The sequence below is a fragment of the Caulobacter soli genome, assembly GCF_011045195.1.
Lineage (GTDB): Bacteria > Pseudomonadota > Alphaproteobacteria > Caulobacterales > Caulobacteraceae > Caulobacter > Caulobacter soli.
Map to the genome: position 1 here is coordinate 1,797,514 of NZ_CP049199.1, position 24,141 is coordinate 1,821,654.

Below are 24,141 nucleotides of genomic sequence, written 5' to 3' on the forward strand. Positions count from 1 at the left end.
GTATCCTGACGCTATAACGAGTGCGTCGCCCGTCGCCTATGACGCATAGCGGGGCGATGGGTTCCCGGCGATCCCCTCGTGGGTCTATCCCGTTTCCGCGCGTTCGGTCGCCGCCGCCTGGCGCAGGATGTGGGACAGCTCCTCGACCGAGTAGGGCTTGTGCAGCAACGGAAAGCCGTGGTGAGCATCGGTGGCCAGCACGTGGCTGTAACCGCTGGTCAGCACGACCCGCACGCCGGGCCAGCGACCGTTGATCGTGCGCGCCAGCTCGACGCCGCCGATGCCAGGCATGACCACGTCGCTGAACACCAGGTCGAACGGGGCCGAGGTTTCCAGTCGCGCCAGGGCCTCCACGGCGTTGGCGGCCAGTTCGGTGTGGTAGCCGAGGTCCTGCAGCAACTGGGTGGCGAACTCGCCGATCGCCGCGTTGTCCTCGACCACCAGCACGCGGCCATCGTGCCGGCTGCGGACGGGCGTGGCCGAAGGCGCGGGCGGCGCTTCGGCGCGTCGCGTGCGCGGCAGGTAGAGCGTGAAGGTCGCGCCTTGCCCGACGCGGCTGTCCACCGCCACGTCGCCGCCGGACTGCTTGGCGAAGCCGTAGACCTGGCTCAGCCCCAGGCCGGTGCCGCGCCCGACCTCCTTGGTGGTGTAGAACGGCTCGAAGATCCGCGCCTGGTCGTCCTGGGCGATGCCGCCGCCGCCGTCGACCACGGCGACGGTGATGAAGTCGCCCCGGCTGGCCGCGTGGCCGCGAAGGGCCGGTATGGCGCCGGCCGCGTCGATGCGGACCTGGAGCACGCCTTCGCCGCCCATGGCGTCGCGCGCATTGACCGCCAGGTTGATCAGGGCCGTCTCGAACTGGTTGATGTCGGACTCGACGAAGCAGTCCTCGCACAGCACCGAGACGTCCAGTCGGATGCGGGCGCCCAGGATCGAGCGCAGCATGTCGCCCAGGGTCTCGACCTTGGTGGCGATGTTGAAGTGCTCGGGCTTCAGGGCCTGGCGACGCGAGAAGGCCAGCAGTTGGCTGGTCAGCTTGGCGGCCCGGTCGGCGGTGTCGGAGATGGCGTCGATATAGCGCCGACGGCGATCGGCCGGCAGGTCACGGCTGCGCAGCAGGTCGGCCGACGAGCGGATGACGGTCAGCAGGTTGTTGAAGTCGTGGGCGACCCCGCCGGTCAGCTGGCCGATGGCTTCCATCTTCTGGGCCTGGCGCAGGGCTTCCTCGGCCTGTTTCAGCGCCAGCGCTTGCTGCTTCTCCTCGGTCATGTCGCGACCGTAGCCGTAGACCAGGCCGTCCTCGAAGGCGGTGTTCCACGAGATCCAGCGCACGTCGCCATCCAGCGTCCGGTAGCGGTTCTCAAAGCCGGTGACCTGTGAATCATGGAAGACTTCGTCGAGCGCCTGGTCGGTTACGACGGCGTCTTCGGGCACGACGAAATCCGCGATCCGACGACCGATCACGTCCTCGACACTATGACCGAGGATGCGGGTCCAGGCCGGGCTGACGGACTGGAAGACGCCATCGCCGTCAACCACGACCATCAGGTCGCGGGCGTTGGTCCAGATCCGGTCCGAGCGTCGGCGTTCTTCCTCGACGCTGCGCGCCTGGGCGAAGGCACCGGCCGCGCGGTCGGCGATCAGGGTCGCCAAGTCCAGCAGGCCTTCGTCGCCACGACGGTGCGGATTGAGCCCGAGCACCAGCGTGGCCGCCGGATCGCCCAGGGCGCCGGCGATCGGCATGACCAGGCATTCGGTCGGCTGGATCGCCCAGGTTCCGGTAGGATAGGCACCTCGAGGCAAGGCCTGCTTCCGCGCGGTCCCGCGTGCGGCGTCCAGCGGCCAGGGACGTTGCAGCAGCTCGCGGCCGTCCTCGGTGGCCGAGCACCCGACCAACCCGCCCAGGGGATCACGGACATAGGCCAGCGAGAACGGGAAGTCGTCGGTGTTGGCCGCCAGGGCGTCGCACACGCCCTGCAGCACGGCGTCCTGGGTGACCGCGCCGATCAGGCATTCGCCCAGCCGGCGCACGGTCTCCAGCCGCCGCTCGCTGATCACCCGCTCGGTCTCCTCGGTGACCACGCACATCAGGCCCTTGATGTCGTTCCCGTCGCGCAGCGGGCTGTAGGAGAAGGTGTGATAGGTCTCTTCGGGATAGCCGTTGCGTTCCAGCAGCAGCTGCAGCGCCTTGTTCCAGGTCGCGACCCCGTCGCGCATGACCGAATGGACCTGGGGTTCGACGTCGGCATAGACCTCGCGCCACACCTCGTGGAACGGCCGCCCCAGGGACGCCGGATGCTTGGTTCCCAGCGTCGGGGCATAGGCGTCGTTGTAGAAGAAGCGCAGGTCCTCGCCCCAGCCCAGCCACATCTCGAAGCGCGAGGTCAGCATCATGGCCAGGGGCGTTTTCAGGCCGGTCGGCCAGGCCTCGGGCGGACCGAGCGGGGTAGCGGCCCAATCCGTCTCGCGCATGCGGCGCGCCATGTCGCTGTCGCCCGGGAAGACCTGGGCGAGCGTCTGGCTCGTGTCGAGCGACATGGGGTTCACGAGATTTCCAACGGGACGACGAACAGCTTAGCTAGAACGCCGCCTGCTTGAAAAGGCTCCTAGGCGCGGACAGCCGCGTGCAGGGTCTTCAGCGTTTTCAGCAGCCCGGCCGCATCGCCCAGCGGCAGGCAGCTGGGCCCGTCGCACAGGGCCTTGTCGGGGTCGGTGTGGAATTCCAGGAACACGCCGTCGGCGCCGGCGGCCACGGCGGCCTTGGCGATGATCGGCACGCCCTCGCGGCGGCCGCCCGTCGAACCGCCGGCGGTGCGGGGATCCGCGCCCGGCAGCTGGACGGCGTGGGTGGCGTCGATGGTCACCGGCACGCCCAGCGACTGCATCTGCTGGATGCCCAGCATGTCGACCACCAGGTTGTTGTAACCGAACGAGGCGCCGCGCTCGCACAGCACGATCTGCAGGTCGGGGGCGGCCTCGCGGGCCTTGTGGATGATGTTCTTGCAGTCCCAGGGCGCGATGAACTGGGCCTTCTTGACGTGCAGCCAGCCGCCGGCCGCGGCCGTGGCGCGCGAGGCGGCGACGATCAGGTCGGTTTGGCGGCACAGGAAGGCGGGAATCTGCACCAGGTCGGCGACGGCGGCGACCGGCTCGGCCTGGTCGATCTCGTGGATGTCGGTGGCGATCGGCACGTCCAGCTTGGCCTTGATCTCGGCCAGCATGGCCAGGCCGTCCTTCAGGCCAGGACCGCGATAGCTGGTGATCGACGAGCGGTTGGCCTTGTCGAAGCTGGCCTTGAACACATAGGGCAGGCCCAGCTCGGCGGTGATCGCCTTCAACTCGCGCCCGACCTCCAGGGCGAGATCCAGGTTCTCCAGCACGTTCAGGCCGGCGATCACGGCCAGGGGCTGGCCGGCGCCCATCGACAGGTTCCAGCGCTTCAGGGTGACGACGGACATCGGCGGACCTTCTCTACAAATCAAGCCGCGAGCTTATGCCCTAAGCGAAGCGACCGCGTCGAGCGTCGCGGCGGTCAGCGGCGAGGGCAGGGCGTCGAGCGGAAACCATCCCCAGTCGGCCAAGGCTTGCGGCTCCTGGATCGTCGGCTCGCCCACGCAACCGTCGGCGCGATAGGTCACCGCCACCCAGTGGGCGTCGTCGGCGATCATGTCGGTGACGCACAGCACGGGGCCGGCGACGATGGTGATCCCCAGCTCTTCCAGGATCTCGCGCTCGGCGCAGGCGCGGCTGGTTTCGCCCCAGTCCAGCTTGCCGCCGGGCTGGCCCCAATGGCCGGCCTCGGGCTGACGCTTGCGCCGGACCAGCAGGATGCGGCCCTCGGCGTCGAGGATGGCCGCGCCGCAGCCTACGCGCGGCCGGAGCGGGGCGGATGATTCATCGGACATGCGTCCTTCCCTACACCGGCCTGCGCGTCGCGCCAGTCCAGGGTCTCGCCGATCTTGGCGAAGGCGGCGGCGACGCGGTTCACGTCGGCCACCTGCTGGTAGATCCGGGCGTGATCGGTACGGTCGGCGCGCAAGGCCAGCAGGTCCAGTTCGGCGGCTTTGTACAAAAGGTTGGCCGAGGTCGCGATGGTATAGGCGGTCATGGGGAATCCCCTGGGTCGTCTTTGTCCGGGATGTCGGATCGATGGTCGTCGGCGCTCGCGCACGCGCCCTTTCTGGACGGTGGCCGCCGCGACTCACGGACCTTGTCCGGGACGGCTCGTGTCCACCTCACTCACACGGGGACCGGACCATAGCGGTCAAGCGGCGCTGTTGTTCCCTTGTGGGGTGAGTTTAGCGGTCGCGGTTTGTAGACTCGCGCGGGTTCGCTATATCCACGTCTCATGACCAACGACGACGTCCTCGACGAATTCCGCGCCGCCGGCGCCCTGCGCGAAGGCCACTTCGTGCTGTCCTCCGGCCTGCACAGCCCCGTCTTCCTGCAGAAGAACCTGGTGTTCATGCGGCCCGAGCGCTGCGAGCGCTTGTGCAAGGCGCTGGCTGCAAAGGTCATCGCCACCGTAGGCCAGCCCGACGTGGCCGTTTCGCCGGCCGTGGGCGGGATCATTCCCGGCTACGAAACCGCCCGTCACCTGAACGTCGCCTCGATCTATGTCGAGCGCGAGGGCGGCAGCTTCAAGTTCCGTCGCGGCTTCCACCTGGAGCCCGGCCAGAAGGTCGTGATGGTGGAAGACATCGTCACCACCGGCCTGTCGTCGCGCGAGTGCATCGCCGCGATCCAGGAGGCCGGCGGCGAGGTCATCGCGGCGGCCTGCATCGTCGACCGCTCGGGCGGCAAGGTCGATGTCGGCGTGCCGCTGGTGTCGCTGTGCAGCCTGGAAGTTCCGGCCTATCCGGCCGACGCCCTGCCGCCTGAGCTGGCGGCGATCCCGATCGAGGATCCGGGCAGCCGGCGCCTGAGGGGCTGACGACCATGCTGCGGCTCGGCGTCAACATCGACCACGTGGCCACGATCCGCAACGCACGCGGGTCCAGCTATCCGGAGCCGGTGCGGGCCGCCGAGCTGGCCCTGGCGGCCGGCGCCGACGGCATCACCGCTCACCTGCGCGAGGATCGCCGCCACATCAGCGACGCCGACATCGCCTTGCTCAACGACCTGTGCCTGAAGCGCGGCAAGCCGCTGAACTTCGAGATGGCGGTCACCGACGAGATGGTGGGGATCGCCGTGGCCGCCCGTCCGCACGCCGCCTGCCTGGTGCCCGAGCGCCGCGAGGAGGTCACCACCGAAGGCGGCCTGGACGTGGTCAAGGGCGCCAACCGCATCGCCGACGCCACCGCGCGCCTGCGCACCGTCGGGGCGCGCGTCTCGCTGTTCATCGAGGCCGACCCGGCCCAGATCCAGGCTTCGGCCGATGTCGGGGCCCAGGTGGTCGAGCTGCACACCGGCGCCTATTGCGACGTCGCCCGCGAGGGGCATGTCGACCGCGCCGCCGCCATTCTGGAACGCCTGAAGACCGGCGCGGCCCTGGCCCAGAGCCTGGGACTGGAAGTCCATGCAGGCCACGGCATCGACTACGCCACCGTCAAGCCGATCGCCGCCATCCCGCAGATCGCCGAACTCAACATCGGCCACTTTCTCATAGGCGAGGCGATCTTCGTGGGTCTGCCGCAAGCCATCCTGCGAATGCGCACCCTGATGGACGCCGCCCGCCTGGATACGGCCGCATGATCATCGGAATCGGCTCGGACCTGTGCGACATCCGCCGGATCGAGAAGACCCTCGAACGGTTCGGCGACCGCTTCACCCACAAAAGCTTCACCGAGATCGAGCGCAATCGGTCGGAACGCAAGCCCGACCGCGCCTCCAGCTACGCCAAGCGCTTCGCCGCCAAGGAGGCCTGCTCCAAGGCCCTGGGCACCGGGCTGAAGGGCGGAGTTCATCTGTCTGGCATGGGGGTGGTGAACCTGCCGTCGGGCAAGCCGACCATGGCTTTGACCGGCGGCGCGGCCGAGCGCCTGGCCCGCATGACGCCCGAGGGCATGACCGCGGTGATCCATCTGTCCCTGACCGACGACCATCCTTACGCCCAGGCCTTCGTGATCATCGAGGCGGTTCCGGCCACCTGATCCTCCCCCTGTGGGGGAGGCGATCGCGAAGCGATCGGTGGGGGGAGTTTTAGGGTCGAAGGTCCAGGTCGTGGTCATCTTCCGATCACTCCCCCCTCCGTCGGCTACGCCGACACCTCCCCCACAGGGGGAGGCTTTGAACTTACGGCCCCCGCCTTGCACGCCTGCCTCCCAAGCGCCGCTCACGGCGCCGTTCTGGGACGGAGGAACACATGGCCATCTGGAACGATGTCGAGACCAAAGCCCGCCGCGCCGCGCGCCTGATGCCCTGGCAGGAGCGGCCGTTCGCCTGGCTGCTGGTCGGCTGGAGCTTCTTCGCCCTGGTGCTGCTGGCGATCCTCGCCACAATTTGAGCCTGGATTTCACGGTCAAGCTACGGATGGCGCGACGTCGCGTCGCGTACGCCATGAAGGCGAGTTAACGGGCGCCGCGCTTGCTCCCGTCGTAAACCCCGTCTAGCTAGGCGCGTCGGGTTCGCCCGAAGTCCATTCCGTCGAGAGCCCTGCAGCGCATGACCGACACCGTCGAAACCGAAACCGCCGACGACAAGAACGGCGCGGTCAAGGAGTTCATCGAGATCGTCAAGACGGTCGCCTACGCCCTGGGCATCGCCCTCGTGCTGCGGGTGCTGCTGTTCCAACCGTTCACGATCCCGTCGGCGTCGATGGAGCCCAACCTCTACCAGGGCGACTACATCATCGTCAGCAAGTACAGCTACGGCTGGTCCAAGCACTCGATCCCGTTCAGCCCGCCGCTGTTCAACGGCCGCATTCTGGGTCACGCGCCGCGTCGCGGCGACATCATCGTCTTCAAGCTGCCGCGCGACCCGCACATCGACTACATCAAGCGCCTGATCGGCCTGCCCGGCGACAAGGTCCAGGTGCGCGGCGGCGTGGTCTACATCAACGGCAAGGTGCTGGCCCGCAAGGAACTGCCCTCGGCCTTGGTCGACACCGGCTACGGCACGATCCGCGCCGGCCGTTTCGAGGAGACCAACCCCGAAGGCCGCAAGTACGCCACCCAGGACTACGGTCCCGACAGCGAAGCCGACAACACCGGCGTCTATACCGTGCCGGCCGGCTGCTACTTCTTCATGGGCGACAACCGCGACAACTCGCTGGACAGCCGCTTCGACCCCGGAATCTCGGCCTTCAAGACCGGCCCTGGCACCTGCAAGTGGGACTACGCCAACGACCAGTATATCGGCATGCAGGAAGGCGTCGGCTTCGTGCCGGCCGAGAACCTGGTGGGCCGCGCCCAGCTGATCCTGCTGTCGTGGAACGCCGACGCCCACCTGTTCAAGCCGTGGACCTGGTTCCTGGACGCCCGTCCCAGCCGCTTCTTCCGCGTCCTGAAGTAGGTTTGGCGGAAAGACCTCCCGCGATATCCTCGTCCTTCGACAGGCTCAGGATGAGGATATCGAATGCATCGCCTCGTGGGCTATCAACATCCCAGTAGCCCTCATCCTGAGCTTGTCGAAGGACGAGGGCGCACCCAGAGCATTTCCCATGGATAGACGCGCCGTCGCCGTCGGCGACCTGGAGCGCCGGATCGGTCACACCTTCCAGGATCGCCAGCTGCTGGAGCTGGCCCTGACCCACGCCAGCGTGGGCGACGGGGCCAAGACCAAGCTCGGCGACAACGAGGTGCTGGAGTTCATCGGCGACCGCGTGCTGGGCCTGCTGGCCGCCGAGGCCCTGGCCGAGCGTTTCCCGAAAGCCAAGGAAGGCGAGCTGGCCCCGCGCCTGAACGCCCTGGTCAGCCGCGAGACCTGCGCCCGGGTGTCCCGCGCCGCCAATGTCGGCCCGGCCCTGCGCCTGTCGGCATCGTCCAGCAAGATCGGCGGCCGCGAGACCGACTCGATCCTGGCGGGGGCGGCCGAGGCGCTGATGGCCGCGCTTTATCGCGATGGTGGGCTGGAAACCGCGCGCCGGGTGTTCCTGGACCTGTGGGCCGACGAGTTCGACAAGGCGGGCGAGGGCAAGCCGCGCGATCCCAAGACCGCGCTGCAGGAATGGGCCCAGGGCAAGGGCAAGCCGCTGCCGACCTACGCCGTCAAGGACCGCAAGGGGCCGGACCACGCGCCGGTGTTCACCGTGCAGGTGACGGTGGTGGGGCTTGACCCGGTGTTCGCCGAGGGCCGCTCGCGGCAGGAAGCCGAGAAGGCGGCGGCCAAGGCGCTGCTGGAGCGGGAAGGGGCGGGGGTCTAGGCGGCTAACACTTGCCCCCTACGGATCGCTTCGCGATCGTCTTCCCCCATAGGGGGAAGAGGCGCGCCGCGCTCGCAGCCTCCGCCCCCTATGGGGGCGGACAGACCGCGCAGCGGTCAAGCGGGGGCAAGTGTTAGCCCCCGAGCCCCATCGGTGCTACACGCACGCCCAATGACTGAAACCACCCCCCAAAACACCCGCGCCGGGTTCGCCGCCATCATCGGCGCCCCGAACGCCGGCAAGTCCACCCTGGTCAACCGCATGGTCGGGGCCAAGGTCTCGATCGTCACCCAGAAGGTCCAGACCACGCGCTTCCCCGTGCGCGGCGTGGCCATGACCGGCCAGACCCAGATCGTGCTGGTCGACACCCCCGGCATCTTCACGCCGCGCCGTCGCCTGGACCGCGCCATGGTCCGTTCCGCCTGGAGCGGCGCCGAGGACAGCGAAGTCGTCGTCCACCTCGTCGACGTCCAGGCCGAACTGGCCGCCCGCGAACGTCGCGCCACCCCGGGCGAGCACCGCTCGGTGCAGGACGTCCAGACCATCATCGAGGGCCTGAAGGCCGCCAATCGCCAGGTGATCCTGGCGCTGAACAAGATCGACGGCGTCAAGCGCGAGACCCTGCTGGCCGTCGCGCACGACCTGTACGAGACCGGCGTCTATTCGGAAGTCTTCATGATCAGCGCCGGCACCGGCGCGGGCGTCGACGATCTGACGGCCAAGCTGGCCTCGCTGATGCCGGAAGGTCCCTGGCTCTATCCGGAAGACCAGACCGCCGACCTGCCGGCCCGCCTGCTGGCCGCCGAGATCACCCGCGAGAAGATCTATCTGCGCGTCCACGAGGAGCTGCCCTACGCCGCTTCGGTCGAGACCACGGCGTTCGAAGAGCGTCCGGACGGCAGCGCCCGCATCGAGCAGACCATCTATGTCGAACGCGATGGCCAGCGCGCCATCGTGCTGGGCAAGGGCGGCGAGGTGATCAAGTGGATCGGCAAGTCTTCCCGCGAAGAGCTGGAAGAGATCCTCGACCGCAAGATCCACCTGTTCCTGCACGTGAAGGTCAAGGAAAACTGGGCCGAAGAGCGTGGCCTGTTCAACGACATGGGCCTGGATTTCGACGTCTAGCGCGCGCGAACGTGTCGGCGTGGGCTGGTAATCCCGCGCCGACACGCTAGGTGTAGCGAGAACAGACAGGGAATATCGCGCCCGTGAGCAAGCTCGACATGGCCCCCGCGCAAGCGGCTTCACCCTCCGTGGACCTGGACGCCTATTTCGCCCGCATCGGCTATGACGGGCCTCGCGAACCGACCCTGGCGGTGCTGCGCGCCCTGCACCAGAAGCACCCGGACGCCATCGCCTTCGAGAACGTCGACGTGCTGCTGGGCAAGGCGATCAGCCTGGATCCGGCCGCCATCGACGCCAAGCTGATCACGGCGGGGCGTGGGGGCTATTGCTACGAGCAGAACGGCCTGTTCAAGCGCGTGCTGACGGCCTTGGGTTTCGAGGTCCAGGGCCTGATGGCGCGGGTGCTGTGGATGGTCCCGGACGGCGCGCCGCCCCGGCCGCGTTCGCACATGGTGCTGGGCGTGCGGGCGCCCGGAGACGACACGGTCTGGCTGGCCGATGTGGGTTTCGGCGGCTGCGTGCTGACCGCGCCGCTGCGCCTGTTTTCCGACGAGGTTCAGGCCACGCCCAACGGCGAGTTCCGCATCCTGCCGGTGGCCGAGCTGGGCGGCGAGCGCCAGGTTCAGGCCAATCTCTCGGGCCGCTGGGCGACGACCTATCAGGTGGCGCCGACCGGCCTCTGGGCCGACCAGGACTATGAGCAGGCCAATTTCTACACCTACGCCCATCCCAGTTCGCACTTCACCTGGAGCCTGACCGTGGGCCGGGTGACGCCGAGCGCGCGCTTCGCCCTGAAGAACAACCGTCTGACCTGGCGCGACGCCGACGGGGCCCTGGTCGAGCAGCGCGACCTCTCGGCCGACGAACTGGAAACCACCCTGCGCGACGTCATCGGCCTGCCGGTCGAGCCTGCGTGGCGGCCGCTGATCGAGAAGATCGTGGCCTGGGGGACGCCCGCCTAGATGGAATGGCCCCTCTAATGGAATGGGAAGACGAGGCCTTCGTGCTGTCGGCGCGGGTCCATGGCGAGACCGGAGCGATCGTCGAGCTGTTGACCCAGGACCGGGGCAAGTTCGCCGCCCACGTCTCGGGCGCGGCCTCGCGGCGGATGAAGCCGTTCCTGCAGGCGGGCGCCAAGGTCATCGCCCGCTACCGCGCCCGCATGAGCGACCAACTGGGCGCGGCGACGCTGGAGCCGATGGGCGAGGGGCCTTCATCGCTGTTCGACGAGCCGCTGGCTTTGTCGGGTCTGTCGGCCGCCGCCTCGGTCGCGGCCGGGGCGCTGCCGGAGCGCGAGGCTCATCCCGGCGCCTTCCACGCCCTGGAGGCCCTGATCGCCGCCCTGGCCATTCCCGCCATCTGGCCGGCGGTCTATGTGCGCTTCGAGGCGGGACTGCTGCAGGATCTGGGCTTTGGCCTGGACTTGTCGAAGTGCGCCGCCACCGGGTCGCTCGATGATCTCATCTATGTCAGTCCTCGCACCGGCCGGGCGGTCAGTCGCGACGCCGGCGCGCCCTACCACGACAAGCTGCTGCCCCTGCCGCCGTTCATGTTGTCGGCCCAGGGCGGACTGGTCGAAGGCGACGTCAAGGCGGGCCTGGACATCACTGGCCACTTCCTCGAGCAGTTCGTGTTCCACCCGCTGAACAAGCCTCTGCCGCCGGCCCGGGTGTGGCTGCTGGACCGGCTGGGCGAGGCGGGGCGTCTCTAGACCCTGGCGGCCGTCGTTTCGGCGCTCGCGATCCGATCGAGGTTGGCGATCAGGCGCGTCAGCAGGCTGATCAACAGCCCGGCTTCCTCGTCCGTGAAGTCGCGCAGCGCCTCCCTGTTGCCCTGAAGCAAGGTGGACACCGCATCCGGCAGACGGGCTTGGGCGGTCTGCGTCAGCGTGATGCGGCTGCTGCGCCCGTCGGCCGGGTCGGGCGCGCGCTGGATCAGCCCGTCGCGTTCCATGCGGGCCAGCATCTGCGCCATCGGCGGCTGTTCGATCCTGGCGAAGCGAGCCAGATCGCGTTGCGTGCTGGCCTGGCCATCCTGAAGCGCGATCAGCACCGGCAGATGTCCGACGCCGAAGCCGAGCGGCTTGAGTCGCGCTTCGCTGAGGCGGGCGAACCCGCGCGCCGCCAGGCTGATCAGATGCCCAGGCGTCGAGAGCGCCTCCAATTCCATCGCAGCCTGCTCCTTGCGCTCATCGGCGTTGATATACATATGTGAATATGTAAATGGATCAACCCCTAACGCAACCCAACTGGAGCGACCGATGGACGATGACGTCAGAGTTCTCGAAGGCCTCTACGACCGCTTCAATGCGCGCGACATCGACGGCGTGCTGAGCCAGCTCACCGACGACGTCGCCTGGGCCAACGGCATGGACGGCGGTCATGTCCATGGTCGTGAAGCCGTTCGCGAGTATTGGACGCGTCAGTGGGCCATGATCAGCCCCCACGTCGAACCGGTACGCTTCTATCGAAACGCCGACGACGCGATCGTCGCGGAGGTCCTGCAGACCATCCGCGATCTCGAGGGAAAGCCGCTTGAAGGCCAGACGCACGGGCTCAAGGACAAGACGGTCGGCCACGTGTTCCGCCTTCGCGAGGGCAGGGTGGCGCGCTTCGACATCGAGGACGCTACCTAGGGTCGACAGGCCGGACGAACCGTCACACTGCGGCGCTATCGGGCAGGCGCCCCAGTGGAGTTCCGCTCATGTCGCTTGTCCTCGATCGCTACGCCCTCAACCGCCGCCGCCTGCTCAAGACCTTCGGGGCTTCGGCGGTCACCGCCCTGTCGATCCCGCTGCTGACCGGCCAGAGCTTCGCCCAGGCCGTGTTCGCGCAGTATCCGTTCCAGCTGGGCGTCGCCTCGGGCGATCCTTGGCCGGACGGCTTCGTGATCTGGACCCGCCTGGCGCCCGAGCCGTTCGAGATCGGCTACGGCATGCCCATGGCCCCGGTGGCCGTGGACTGGGAAGTGGCCGCCGATCGCGGCTTCAAGACCGTGGTCGCCAAGGGAACCGCCATCGCCCCGCCCGAACTGGGCCACAGCGTCCACGTCGAGGTCACTGGGCTCGAAGCCGGTCGCGACTACTGGTACCGCTTCACGGCCGGCAAGGAGCGCAGCCTGACCGGCCGGGCCCGCACCGCGCCGGCCGCCGGCGCCGCCCTGGACCGCGCTCGGTTCGCCGTCGTCGGCTGCCAGAACTACGAGAACGGCTACTACACCGCCTATCGCAAGATGGCCGAGGACGCGCCGGACTTCGTGTTCCACTACGGCGACTACATCTACGAGGGCCGCGGCGCCCGCATCTGGAACAGCGCCAATGGGCCGCGCGAGAACGTCCGCCAGCACTTCGGCGACGAGATCTACAGCCTGGACGACTATCGCCGCCGTTACGCCCAGTACAAGATGGACGCCGACCTGCAGGCCGCCCACGCCGCCGCCCCGTGGTTCGTGATCTGGGACGACCACGAGACCGACAACAACTGGGTCGGCGACATCGACCAGGACGGCACCGATCCCAAGCTGTTCAACCTGCGCCGCCAGGCCGCCGCCCAGGCCTATTACGAGAACATGCCGTTGCGGGCCGCGTCGTTCCCGGCCGGGACCTCGATCCAGATCTATCGCCGCGCCGCCTGGGGCAAGCTGCTGGAGCTGAACCTGCTGGACACCCGCCAGTTCCGCACCGACCAGCCCTGCGACGACAAGATGGTGGCCTGCGCCACGCTCGACCGCCCCGACGCCGAGGTAATGGGGCTGAAACAGGAAAAGTGGCTGGTGGACGGCCTGACCGCCTCCAAGGCCACCTGGAACGTCCTGGCCCAGCAGGTGATGATGATGGACCTGGACCGCGATCCGGGTCCGGGCGTCGTCGTCAATCCCGACAGCTGGGCCGGCTACCGCACGCCGCGCAACCGCCTGCTCAAGCAGATCCGCGACCGCAAGATCGCCAACACCGTGGTGCTGACCGGCGACGAGCACCAGAACTTCGCCGGCGAACTGCACCTGGACGGCGCCCACCCCGAGGCCCGGCCGATCGCCACCGAGTTTGTCACCACCTCGATCTCGTCGGGCGGCGACGGCGTCGACCAGACCGCCGAGTTCGTGAAGATCCAGGCCGCCAACCCGCAGCTGAAGTTCAACAACAGCCAGCGCGGCTATGCGATCTGCGACGTGACCGACAAGCGCTGGGTCACCGAGTTCAAGGTGCTGGACGCCATCTCCCGCCGCGACGGCGTGCTGACCACGCGCAAGAAACTGGCGATCGAGGCGGGCGATCCGCGCTTGGTCGAGGCCTAAAAGGCTCAAGGGGAACAAAAGGCGTTCAGAGGGGGGATTTGCCGCGCGGGATTGGCTAATGTGGCCGTTCACGCGTAACGAATCTCCCCAATGAACAAACCAGTCCTTCCCCCTGGCGGTCCCGGCGACGGCGATCGCATTCTCGACGAACCGCTGAGCGAGGCGCTTTCCAAGCGCTATCTGGCCTACGCGCTGTCGACGATCGGCTCGCGGGCGCTGCCCGACGTGCGCGATGGCCTCAAGCCCGTGCACCGTCGCGTGCTGCACGCCATGAACAACATGCGCCTCAACCCCGAAGGCGCCGCGCGCAAGTGCGCCAAGGTGGTCGGCGAGGTGATGGGTAACTTCCACCCGCACGGCGACCAGTCGATCTACGACGCCCTGGTCCGCCTGGCCCAGGAGTTCTCGCAGCGCGTGCCGCTGGTCGACGGCCAGGGCAACTTCGGCAACATCGACGGCGATAGCGCCGCGGCCATGCGCTACACCGAGTGCAAGATGACCGCCGCGGCCATGCTGCTGCTGGACGGCATCGACGAGGACGCGGTCGACTTCAAGCCGTCCTACGACGGCCAGGACGAGGAGCCGGTGGTCCTGCCGTCGGGCTTCCCCAACCTGCTGGCCAACGGCAGCTCGGGCATCGCCGTGGGCATGGCCACCTCGATCCCGCCGCACAATCCGGCCGAGCTGATCGACGCCTGCCTGCTGCTGCTCAGCAAGCCCGAAGCGACGACCGCCGAGATCCTGGAACGCGTGCCGGGGCCGGACTTCCCGACCGGCGGCGTGATCGTCGAACCCCGCGAAAGCCTGCTGGAGACCTACGAGACCGGTCGCGGCGGTATTCGCACCCGCGCCAGGTGGGAGCGCGAGGAGACCGGTCGCGGCACCTACCAGATCATCGTCACCGAGATCCCGTATCAGGTGAAGAAGTCCGATCTGGTCGAGCAACTGGCCGACCTGATCGAGAGCAAGAAGGCCGCCCTGCTGGGCGACGTGCGCGACGAGAGCGCCGAGGACATCCGTCTCGTCCTCGAGCCCAAGTCCAAGAACGTCGAGCCCGAAGTGCTGATGGAGAGCCTGTTCAAGCTCTCGGCGCTGGAAAGCCGCTTCCCGGTCAACATCAACGTGCTGGACGCCAAGGGCACTCCGGGCGTGATGGGCATCAAGCAGGCGCTGATCGCCTTCCTGGCCCACCGCCGCGACGTGCTGACCCGCCGGGCCCGCAACCGGTTGAGCAAGATCGAAGCCCGTCTGCACATCCTGGACGGCCTGTTGATCGCCTACCTCAATCTCGACGAGGTGATCCGCATCGTCCGCTATGAGGACGAGCCCAAGAAGAAGCTGATCGAGACCTTCGCCCTCAGCGAGATCCAGGCCGACGCCATCCTCAACACCCGCCTGCGCCAACTGGCCAAGCTGGAGGAGATGGAGATTCGCCGCGAACACGCCGAACTGGTGGAAGAACGCGACGGCATCCTGGCCATGTTGGCCAGCGACAAAAAACAATGGGAACTGGTGGGCGCGGGGCTGCGCCAGGTGCGCGCCGTGCTGCTGAAGATCAAGCATCCGCACGACAAGCCGCGCCCGACCGGGGTGATCGGCCGCACGATCTTCGAAGACGCTCCCGTGGTCGACGCCGAGGCCGCCCTGGAGGCGATGATCGTGCGCGAGCCGATCACCGTCATCCTGTCGGATCGCGGCTGGATCCGCGCCGCCAAGGGCAAGATCGACGATCCATCCGAGCTGAAGTTCAAGGAAGGCGACAAGCTGGGCTTCCTGGCCCCGGCCGAGACGACCGACAAGCTGCTGCTGTTCACCAGCGACGGACGGTTCTTCACGATCAGCTGCGCCAACCTGCCGTCGGCGCGCGGTCATGGCGAGCCCGTGCGGATGATGATCGAGCTCGACGACAAGGTGAAGATCATCGACATGTTCCCGTTCAAGGCCGGGCGCAAACGCTTCCTGGCCTCGAAACAGGGCTACGGCTTCCTGATGCCGGAAGAAGAGGCCCTGGCCAATCGCAAGGCGGGCAAGCAGGTGCTGACGGTCGACGCGGCCGGCGCGGCCTTCTGCCTGGAGGCGGTGGGCGACCAACTGGCGGTGATCGGCGACAACGGCAAGATCCTGATCTTCCCGCTGGAAGAGCTGCCGGAAATGCCGCGCGGCAAGGGCGTCAAGCTGCAGGCCTATCGCGAGGGCGGCCTGCGTGACGCTATCTCGTTCACGACGGACGGCGGCGCCTTCTGGATCGACACGGCCGGTCGTCGTCGCGACTGGACCGAGTGGAAAGATTGGATCGGCAAGCGCGCCGGGGCCGGCAAGCTGTCGCCCAAGGGCTTCCCGACGTCCAAGCGGTTCCGGCCGAAATAGGGTGAGCATGGTCCGTCCCCTGCTGCGCAAGACCGCGGGCGCCCTTGCGGGTTTGCTCGGCTTGAGCGCGGCGGGCGTGGTCGCGGCCGCGCCGCCGCTGCCGACGGCCAAACCCGAGGCGGCGGGGTTCTCGGTCGAGCGACTGCGGAAGCTGGACGAGACGATGCAGGCCCTGGTCGACCAGGGCCAGATCGCCGGTGGCGTCACCCTGCTGGGTCGTCACGGCCGGATCGTGTCGATGAAGGCCTTCGGCAAGCGCAGCCTGGAAACCGGCGAGGCCATGCCCGCCGACGCCCTGTTCCGCATCCGCTCGGAGACCAAGGCCGTCACCGGCGTGGCCATGCTGATCCTCTACCAGGAGGGGCGGTGGCGACTGGACGATCCGGTCACCGAATACCTGCCGGAGCTGGCCGACCTGCGCGTGGCCTCGGGCGTCGACGCCCAGGGACGACCGATCCTGACCCCGATCAGCCGTCCGCCGACCATGCGCGAGCTGATGACCCACACGGCCGGCTTCGCCTATGGCCTGGCCGACGATCCGGCCAGCGTGGCCGACCAGGCCTACTACCGCGCGGGGGTGCTGCAGTCCGACAGCCTGGACCATCTGGTGCGCAAGGTGGCCATGCTGCCGATGTACGCCCAGCCCGGCGTGATGTGGCGCTACAGCGTCGCCGCCGATCTGCAGGGGCTGATCGTCGAGCGGCTGTCGGGCCAGACCCTGCCGGTGTTCATGGAAGAGCGGATCTTCCGACCGCTGGGCATGAAGGACACGGCGTTCTGGGCCCCGCCCGAGAAGCTGCCGCGCTTGGCGGCGCTGTATGACGGCGATCCGGCCACCGGCAAGCTGATCCCAGCCAATGAGGGACCGTGGCGCGACGTCGCCAGGCCGCCGGCCGCGCCGTCGGGGGGAGGGGGGCTGCTGTCCACCGCCGGCGACTTCGGCCGCTTCGCCCAAATGATCCTGAACGGCGGCGAACTGGACGGCGTGCGCATCCTGACGCCCGAGAGCGTGGCGCTGATGCGGCTGAACCACCTGCCGCCCAGCTTCCAGGTCACCACCAATGGCACGGTCGGGGTGCTGCGGCCGGACCAGAAGCCGTTCCCGTTCGGCGCCGGCATGGGCTACGGCCTGGACGTGGCCGTGGCGGTGGACCCGCACCTGTCCGGCGCGCCGGTGGGGGCGGGCACGATCAGCTGGGGCGGCAGCGCCGGCACCTGGTTCTGGATCGACCCGGCCAACGACCTGTTCTTCATCGGCATGATCCAGCGCCTGGGCGGGGTTGGCTCGGGCCTGGACGCCACCACCCGCACGGTCGTCTACCAGGCGCTGGAGAGACCACCGGTCAAGGAAGCCAAGCTGAACTCCAGCGCGCGCTGAAGATTACAGGGCGTTCACTCTGTGAATACGGCGTCATGAAGCAGACGTAACGGGCATATGCCCCGCTTCCCGGTCATCCTCCCATCACTCCCTCCGGGGAGGTGGCGGGAGCGCCGGGCATGCCCTTGCCTGGCCGTTTTTCCCTCAGAGCGCTCACGGCGTCGCATGTCCCCAGCCCCATAGGGGAGACGCCCCGAGGCTCCCGCCGAGTTTTTATGTTTGGCGTGGGATCACACCCACTTGCCCCCACCTGACCGCTTCGCGGTCTGTCCGCCCCCATAGGGGGCGGAGGACGCATGGTGTCGGCGGCATAGCCTCTTCCCCCTTCGGGGGAAGACGACCGCGCAGCGGTCCGTAGGGGGCAGGCGCTCGCCGCACCGAGCTTTCGTTTCGGCTCCCCACCTTCTATATGCAACCGCTCCTCGACTCCCCCGGAAGACCCATGGCCCGCATCCTGATCACCTCCGCCCTGCCGTACATCAACGGCATCAAGCACCTGGGCAATCTGGCGGGATCGATGTTGCCGGCCGACGTCTATGCGCGCTTCCAGCGGGCCCGGGGCAACGACACCCTCTATATCTGCGCCACCGACGAGCACGGCACCCCGGCCGAGCTGGCCGCCGCGGCCGCCGGCCAGGACGTGGCCACCTACTGCGCCGAGCAGCACGTGCTGCAGCACGACGTGGGCCGCGCCTTCGGCCTGTCGTGGGACCATTTCGGCCGCTCGTCCTCGCCGCAGAACCATCGCCTGACCCAACACTTCTGCGAGGTGCTGGAAGAGCGCGGCCTGATCGAGGAACGCGTCGACCAGATGGTCTATTCCATCGACGACAAGCGCTTCCTGCCCGACCGCTACATCGAGGGCACGTGCCCGCACTGCGGTTTCGAAAAGGCTCGCGGCGACCAGTGCGACAACTGCGGCAACCTGCTGGATCCCACCGAGCTGAAGAATCCCTATTCGGTGATCTCCGGCTCGCGGAACCTGGAGGTGCGCGACACCCGCCACCTCTACCTCCTTCAGACCAAGATGGCCGACAAGATCCGGGCCTGGGTCGACACCCATGCCGAATGGCCGCTACTGGCCAAGTCGATCGCCTACAAGCACCTGGACGAGGGCCTGATCGATCGCGGCATCACCCGTGACCTCAGCTGGGGCATCCCGGTGACCAAGGGCGAGTTTCCGCGCCCGGGCTTCGAGGACAAGGTCTTCTACGTCTGGTTCGACGCCCCGATCGAATATATCGCCGCCACCCAGGAATGGGCCGAGGCCGGTCCGGACCGCGATTGGAAGTCGTGGTGGCGCACCGACGAGGGCGCGGAAGACGTCCGCTACGTCCAGTTCATGGGCAAGGACAACGTCGCTTTCCACACGGTCAGCTTCCCGGCCACGATCCTCGGTTCGGAAGAGCCGTGGAAGAGCGTCGACATGCTCAAGGCCTTCAACTGGCTGAACTGGTATGGCGGCAAGTTCTCGACCTCCAACAAGCGCGGCGTATTCATGGACGCGGCCCTGGAGATCCTGCCGCCCGACCTTTGGCGCTGGTACCTGACGTCGAACTCGCCGGAGAGCAGCGACACCGCCTTCACCTGGGAGCAGTTCGCCAGCGCCGTGAACCGCGACCTGGCCGACGTGCTGGGCAACTTCGTCAATCGCATCCTGAAGTTCACGGAAGGCAAGTTCGACGGCGTGATCCCCGACGGCGGCGCTCCTGGCCCGCTGGAGGAGAAGCTCTACGCCGACGTCTCGGCCCGTCTGGCGGATCTCGCCGAGCAGATGGACGCCATCGAGGTGCGCAAGAGCGCCCAGGCCCTGCGCGCGCTGTGGGTGGTCGGCAACGAGTACCTGCAGGAAGCCGCCCCGTGGACGGCGATCAAGACCGACCGCGACCGCGCCGCCGTGATCGTCCGCACCGCCCTGAATCTGGCCGCGCTCTACGCCCGCATCTCCGCGCCGTTCATCCCGTTCGCCGCCGAGAAGATCAGCGAGGCCTTCAGCCAGGCCTATCCGGGCGCCTGGCCCACGACGGACGCCGCCGCCGAGCTGTCGACCCTGCCGGTCGGCCTGTCGGTTCGCGCGCCCGAGGTGCTGTTCAAGAAGATCGAGGACGAACAGATCGCCGAGTGGACGCAGCAGTTCGGCGGGGCGGAGTAGGCGTGGGCGAGGGGGCCAACCGCCTTTCGTCTCCCGCCCGCCTGGGTCTGTTCTACGTCGTCTCCTACCTCGGCACCGGCGTCAGCCTGCCGTTCATCGCCACCTATTTCCGCTCGCGCGGCCTGAGCGGGGCCGAGATCGGGGCGGTCCTGGCCATACCGCTGCTGGTGCGTCCGCTGACCGGTCCGGCGCTGGCGGTTTGGGCCGACGGCTTCACCCTGCGCCGCACGCCACTGGCCCTGCTGGCCCTGGGGGCGGCGGTTGGCTACCTGGCCATGCTGGCCGCGCCGGGCTTCTGGGGCCTTCTGGTCTGCTGGCTGGTGGGCATGACCTTCCTGACCACGCTGACGCCGCTGATCGACGTGATCACCCTGCGGCGCTCGCGGATCGAGGGCTTCAACTACGGCGTCCCGCGCGGCGCGGGCTCGGCGGCCTTCATCGTCGCCAACTTGGCCATGGGAGCGATCCTGGCGGTCATGGCGCCCAGCGTCATCGTGGCCTGGATCGCGACTGCGGCGATCGGCGTGGCCGTGGTCTCCGCCCTGGTCCTGCCGCCTGACCGTGTCCACGAATCCGGAACCACCAAGCTCGGCTCGGCCGAGCGTTGGAAGGGGCTGGGCGGCCTGGTGCGCGACAAGACCTTCGTGCTGGCGGTGATCACGGTCGGCCTGATCCAGGGCGCGCACGCCTTCTACTACGGCTTCTCGGCCCTGCTCTGGCGCAAGCAGGGGATACCGGCCCCGATGATCGGCGTGCTGTGGGGCGTGGGCGTGGCGGTCGAGGTCGGCTTCATGTGGTTCGCCGAGCCGTGGCGGCGCAAGATCGGACCCGAGCGGCTGCTGGTGCTGGGCGGGAGCGCGGCCGTGCTGCGCTGGACCGCCTACGCCTTCGCCCCGCCGCTGTGGCTGCTGTTCCCGTTACAGGCCCTGCACGCCGTGACCTTCGCGGCCAGCTTCATGGCCTCGCTGCGCTTGATCGAGCGCCTGGCGCCGCCACAGAGCGCCTCGGCCGGCCAGGCGATCAACTCGGCCCTGTCGGCGGGGTTCATGTTGGGCGTCGGCACCCTGGCTTCGGGTCCGCTGTTCGACGCCTTCGGAACCAAGGGATACTTGGCCATGGCGGCGATGGGCGGCCTGGGCCTGATCGGCGCGGTAAAACTCACCCGGCTAAGGCCCGGTCTTTCATGACCAAAAGTTCATTCGCTCCGTTCGACGAAGCGTTGCATAACGCCGCTATCGGAAAATGGGCGTACCGATGTCCTCCCTGGCTGAATTCATCGCCGCGATCATGCTCTGGCTTTCGTCGATGGCGCTTTGCCAGTTCGGCATGGTCGTCGAGCACCAGGCCAAGGCTCCGCCCAAGGCCGAACGGATCATCGCCCGCACGCCCCGCCAGCAGGCCGTCCAGACGGTCGAGCGCTGCCCGCGTCTGCACGCCGCCGAGGTCAGCGCCTAAAGCCTTGCCGGGCCAAGCCCTTCGCAGGATGGGAAATCCGGCGGAACCCGCTATGCGGGCCGGCTTTTCGCCGCTAGGTTTATTCGTTGCGTGCGAGAGGGGCGTCCGCGCGGCGATGTTCATCCGGCCCCAAGCCGTTTCGCCCTGGGACTATGGCTGCGTATGAAGCCTAAGAAGCGCCAACCGCTTGATTTCACCGGCATTCCCGTGGAGCCGCCGGTCGAGGACGTCGGCCGTCTCGACGGTGCGCAGGTCGAACCCGAAGCGGACGCGCCGGTCAGTGAGCCGGATCTGGATCTCGATATCGCCGCCGTTCCCGAGGCGTCCGACCCGCCGATTCTGGATCGTGGGCCGCTGGACCTTGGTCCCGAACTCGCGCCTGAACCGCCCGTGGCGCCCGCTTCCGAGGCCCCGCGCCCCCCGGCGCGGCGCGGCCTTTTCGTCAGCAAGGTCAAACCCCTGCCCACGCCCGCATCGACTTTCGAGCCGATCGAGCGGTCCAAGGCTGAGGCGGCCCCCGAACCCGAAGCGGTGATCGAGCCGGCCTCGCCGCCGAAGCCGAACTTCAAGGCGCCTGAGCTCGAAGCCGACCCCGCGCCGCTCTCGCCGCCGCGCGGTCGTCGTGGCGCGCCCGTCGAGGCCGAGCCCCTCGCGCCGCTGCCGTCCTTCCTGACCGCCCCCTCGACCGCCCAACCTCCGGCTCCGGTGGTCGAGCCCGAGCCGCCGGCCCCGTCGAAACGTTTCGAGGCGGCGGTGTCCAAGCCGCGCGAACCCGCGCCGGCCGCGCCGCCCGTCACCCCGCTGTCGGTGGCCCGCGAGGGCAAGAAACCGATGCCCGCCCCGCTGTTCTGGAGCCTGGCGATCGCCGCGGCGGCGTTGTGGACCTTGGGTCCGATCGCCTTCGCGTTCGGCTACGGCGCCGGCGTGCCGGCCCTGAAGGTCGACCAGTTCGCTCTGATGGTGTTCGCCGCCCTGGCCGTTGGGCCGGCCGCCTTCACCCTGCTGGGCGCCTACATGCTGCGCCAGGCCATGGGCGTCTCGGCCGAGCTGAAGCACACGCGGATCATGACCGACCGCCTGGTCACCCCGGCCGCCCTGGCGGCGGCGGGTGTCGACGGCGTGGTCGAGCGCATTCGCAACCAGATCGACGCCGCCACGACCGCCGCCGAGGAAGCCCGGGCCCGGGTTCAGGAACTGCGCGAGGCCCTGGCCGAGGAAACCCTGGCCCTGGCCCAGACCACCACCGAGTCCGCTCGCATGGTGCAGCAGCTGTCCGAGGGCCTGGGTCACGAGCGCCAGGCCATGCACGCGCTGTCGACGACGCTGGACGCGCAGTCGACCGCCGTCGTCGACGCCATCGGCAGCCAGGCGCGCATGGTCGCCGAAGCTTCCGACCTGGCCGAGACCCAACTGCGCGAGGCCGAGGCCGCCCTGGCCGCCCGCGCCGCCGACCTGGCCGCCGCCGCCGCCGAGGCGTCCGACGCCGCGCGGGTCGGGGCCGAGGATCTGTCGCGCCAGATCGCCCGCCTGGAGACCGCAGGCCAAGGCGTCGGCGACCAGATGGGCGCCGTCGAGCGCACCCTGGCCACCCAACGCGCCGCCCTGGTCGCCGCCAGCCAGTCGCTGCGCACCGACCAGGAGGACTTCGCCGCCGAGAGCGAGACCCGCACCGCCCAGCTCACCGAGTTCATCGGCCATACCCGCGCCGGCGCCACCGAGATGAGCGACATGGCGGCCATGGGCGCTGAGGTGCTGCGCGGCCTGATCGGCGCGGCGGCCCAGCAACTGCGCGAAGTCGCCGAGACCGCCCGCGCCGAGCGCGAGGCCCTGGCGGCCGAGACCTCCAGCGCCATCGCCGCCCTGGCCAGCGCGGCTGGCAGCCAGCGCGCCGACCTGGAAGGGGCCCTGGCCCAGGCCATGGAGTCGATGGCCGAGGCGGCCCGCAAGGCCAATGAAGGTGTCGAGCAACGCGTCGACGCCGCCCGGGTCCGCGTCGACCAACTGAACGAGATCGCCTTCGCCGCCGGCCAGAAGGCGGACACGGTGTTCGAGTCCCGCATGGACGAGGCGCGCGACCTGATCGAGCAGTCGGCCCAGGTGGTCGAGCAGGCCGGCGCCCGCACGGCCCAGAAGCTGTCGGAGAGCGTCGAAACCGCGCGTGGGACCATCGCCGAGATGGAGGCCATGTTGGCCGATGTCGGCCGTCGCACCGCCGATCTGCCGGCCGAGGCCCTGGCCCGCGCCAACGAGGTCCGGGCCCAGATCGAGCAGGGCATCGAGGATCTGCGGAACTCGGCGCGCCGGACCGCCGAGGAGACCGCGGCGATCGACCAGGCCTTCCAGGAGCGGGTGCGCCGCAACTACGACATGCTGAGCGAAGCGGTCGGCCGGATGGGCGCGGCGACGCCCGGTCCCGCGCCGTCCCGCGCCCCGCCGCCGCTGAACCGCCAGGTCCCGCCCCAGCCCGCGCCCCAAGCCGCGCCGACGCCGGCTCCCAAGCCCGCCAACGAACCCAGCGCCGAGGAGGCGGGCCTGCGTCCGCGCCTGCGCCTGACGCCGACCGCCACCGACGATGAGTTCCGCTCGGTGTTCGACGCCGCCGGCGGTCGCAACGCCGCGCCCGCGCCGCCGCCCAGCGAGCCCGCGCAACAAGGCGGAGGTCTTTCCTGGCGCAACCTGCTGTCGGGCCTGGAGAGCGCCGCGCCGGGTGACGCCGCCCTGGGCGAGAAGATGGCCGGCGAGATCCTGGCCATGGGCATCGACCCCACGGCCTTGCTGCCACGGGCCCGCATCGACGAGATCGCCGCCACCATCCAGACCCATGACGAGGGCGGGGCGCGCGAGGTGGTCAAGAAACTGGCCCCGGCCGCGATCCGTCGCCTGGTTCGCCGCCTGTTCTCCGACGCCCCGCTGAGGGCCGACGCCGAGCGCTTCCTGCGTCGCTACGCCGGCATGATGGACGAGGCTTCGGAGCAGGATCGCGAAGGCTTCCTGGTGGCGGCCCTGCTGTCGTCCGACGCCGGCCGCGCCTACCTGCTGCTGGACGCGGCGTTCGGCGATCTGGCCTGA

At 68.8% G+C, this 24,141-nt stretch carries 22 protein-coding genes; 17 read left to right on the plus strand and 5 right to left on the minus strand.

Annotated features, from left to right (window positions below):
* Positions 1–84 precede the first annotated feature (84 nt).
* The 4 genes from G3M62_RS08760 to G3M62_RS08775 form a co-directional block, all read right to left on the minus strand.
* Positions 85–2,538: an ATP-binding protein gene (locus tag G3M62_RS08760; RefSeq protein ID WP_205691963.1), complete on the minus strand. Its 2,454-nt coding sequence runs from the start codon at positions 2,536–2,538 to the stop codon at positions 85–87.
* A gap of 68 nt (positions 2,539–2,606) precedes the next feature.
* Positions 2,607–3,458 (minus strand): 3-deoxy-8-phosphooctulonate synthase, encoded by an 852-nt coding sequence (gene kdsA / locus G3M62_RS08765; protein ID WP_165186276.1) that lies wholly within the window; start codon positions 3,456–3,458, stop codon positions 2,607–2,609.
* Positions 3,459–3,491: 33 nt separating this feature from the next.
* Complete coding sequence (locus G3M62_RS08770) at positions 3,492–3,905, minus strand: NUDIX domain-containing protein (protein ID WP_165186278.1); 414 nt, start codon at positions 3,903–3,905, stop codon at positions 3,492–3,494.
* The gene (locus G3M62_RS08775; protein ID WP_165186280.1) at positions 3,866–4,108 is read right to left on the minus strand and encodes a hypothetical protein; all 243 of its coding nucleotides are present in this window, start codon (positions 4,106–4,108) and stop codon (positions 3,866–3,868) included. The genes G3M62_RS08770 and G3M62_RS08775 overlap by 40 nt, the downstream gene beginning before the upstream one ends.
* A 240-nt stretch (positions 4,109–4,348) precedes the next feature.
* Between G3M62_RS08775 and pyrE the strand changes: the two genes are divergently transcribed.
* The 9 genes from pyrE to recO all read left to right on the plus strand — a co-directional run bounded on the left by pyrE (position 4,349) and on the right by recO (position 11,138).
* A complete protein-coding gene (gene pyrE, locus G3M62_RS08780) occupies positions 4,349–4,933 on the plus strand; it encodes an orotate phosphoribosyltransferase (RefSeq protein WP_165186281.1) in 585 nt (194 codons plus the stop codon).
* Positions 4,934–4,938: 5 nt separating this feature from the next.
* The gene (locus G3M62_RS08785; RefSeq protein WP_165186283.1) at positions 4,939–5,694 is read left to right on the plus strand and encodes a pyridoxine 5'-phosphate synthase; all 756 of its coding nucleotides are present in this window, start codon (positions 4,939–4,941) and stop codon (positions 5,692–5,694) included.
* Entirely contained in the window at positions 5,691–6,092 is a 402-nt protein-coding gene (gene acpS, locus G3M62_RS08790; protein ID WP_165186284.1) for a holo-ACP synthase, read from the plus strand. The genes G3M62_RS08785 and acpS overlap by 4 nt, the downstream gene beginning before the upstream one ends.
* Positions 6,093–6,304: 212 nt before the next feature.
* A complete protein-coding gene (locus G3M62_RS08795) occupies positions 6,305–6,445 on the plus strand; it encodes a hypothetical protein (RefSeq protein ID WP_165186286.1) in 141 nt (46 codons plus the stop codon).
* A 158-nt stretch (positions 6,446–6,603) separates the two neighbouring features.
* Positions 6,604–7,452: a signal peptidase I gene (gene lepB, locus G3M62_RS08800; protein WP_165186287.1), complete on the plus strand. Its 849-nt coding sequence runs from the start codon at positions 6,604–6,606 to the stop codon at positions 7,450–7,452.
* Positions 7,453–7,600: 148 nt separating this feature from the next.
* Positions 7,601–8,302, plus strand: coding sequence for a ribonuclease III (rnc, locus tag G3M62_RS08805; RefSeq protein ID WP_165186289.1), 702 nt, complete (start codon positions 7,601–7,603; stop codon positions 8,300–8,302).
* 171 nt (positions 8,303–8,473) lie between these two features.
* Positions 8,474–9,427 carry a GTPase Era gene (gene era / locus G3M62_RS08810; RefSeq protein ID WP_165186290.1) on the plus strand — a complete coding sequence of 318 codons (954 nt, stop codon included), beginning with the start codon at positions 8,474–8,476 and terminating at the stop codon, positions 9,425–9,427.
* Between the two features lie 98 nt (positions 9,428–9,525).
* A complete protein-coding gene (locus tag G3M62_RS08815; RefSeq protein ID WP_165191252.1) occupies positions 9,526–10,389 on the plus strand; it encodes an arylamine N-acetyltransferase family protein in 864 nt (287 codons plus the stop codon).
* Positions 10,390–10,406: 17 nt separating this feature from the next.
* Positions 10,407–11,138, plus strand: coding sequence for a DNA repair protein RecO (gene recO / locus G3M62_RS08820; RefSeq protein ID WP_165186292.1), 732 nt, complete (start codon positions 10,407–10,409; stop codon positions 11,136–11,138).
* Here the strand turns inward: recO and G3M62_RS08825 are convergent.
* The gene (locus G3M62_RS08825; protein WP_246263533.1) at positions 11,135–11,635 is read right to left on the minus strand and encodes a MarR family winged helix-turn-helix transcriptional regulator; all 501 of its coding nucleotides are present in this window, start codon (positions 11,633–11,635) and stop codon (positions 11,135–11,137) included. The two genes, recO and G3M62_RS08825, sit on opposite strands and share 4 nt — an antisense overlap.
* 52 nt (positions 11,636–11,687) lie before the next feature.
* On the opposite strand from G3M62_RS08825, the gene G3M62_RS08830 reads away from it, so the two are divergent.
* From G3M62_RS08830 to G3M62_RS08865, 8 genes are all read left to right on the plus strand, one after another.
* On the plus strand, positions 11,688–12,062 hold the full coding sequence (locus tag G3M62_RS08830; RefSeq protein WP_165186293.1) for a nuclear transport factor 2 family protein: 375 nt from the start codon (positions 11,688–11,690) through the stop codon (positions 12,060–12,062).
* A gap of 68 nt (positions 12,063–12,130) precedes the next feature.
* Positions 12,131–13,720: an alkaline phosphatase D family protein gene (locus tag G3M62_RS08835; RefSeq protein WP_165186295.1), complete on the plus strand. Its 1,590-nt coding sequence runs from the start codon at positions 12,131–12,133 to the stop codon at positions 13,718–13,720.
* Positions 13,721–13,810: 90 nt separating this feature from the next.
* Positions 13,811–16,087: a DNA topoisomerase IV subunit A gene (gene parC / locus G3M62_RS08840; protein WP_165186296.1), complete on the plus strand. Its 2,277-nt coding sequence runs from the start codon at positions 13,811–13,813 to the stop codon at positions 16,085–16,087.
* Between the two features lie 7 nt (positions 16,088–16,094).
* Positions 16,095–17,465: a serine hydrolase domain-containing protein gene (locus G3M62_RS08845; RefSeq protein ID WP_165186298.1), complete on the plus strand. Its 1,371-nt coding sequence runs from the start codon at positions 16,095–16,097 to the stop codon at positions 17,463–17,465.
* Between the two features lie 442 nt (positions 17,466–17,907).
* Complete coding sequence (metG, locus tag G3M62_RS08850; RefSeq protein WP_165186299.1) at positions 17,908–19,617, plus strand: methionine--tRNA ligase; 1,710 nt, start codon at positions 17,908–17,910, stop codon at positions 19,615–19,617.
* 2 nt (positions 19,618–19,619) lie between these two features.
* Positions 19,620–20,804 (plus strand): MFS transporter, encoded by a 1,185-nt coding sequence (locus G3M62_RS08855; RefSeq protein ID WP_165186301.1) that lies wholly within the window; start codon positions 19,620–19,622, stop codon positions 20,802–20,804.
* Positions 20,805–20,871: 67 nt separating this feature from the next.
* Complete coding sequence (locus G3M62_RS08860) at positions 20,872–21,072, plus strand: hypothetical protein (RefSeq protein WP_165186302.1); 201 nt, start codon at positions 20,872–20,874, stop codon at positions 21,070–21,072.
* 162 nt (positions 21,073–21,234) lie between these two features.
* Positions 21,235–24,141: a polar localization protein TipN gene (locus G3M62_RS08865; RefSeq protein WP_165186304.1), complete on the plus strand. Its 2,907-nt coding sequence runs from the start codon at positions 21,235–21,237 to the stop codon at positions 24,139–24,141.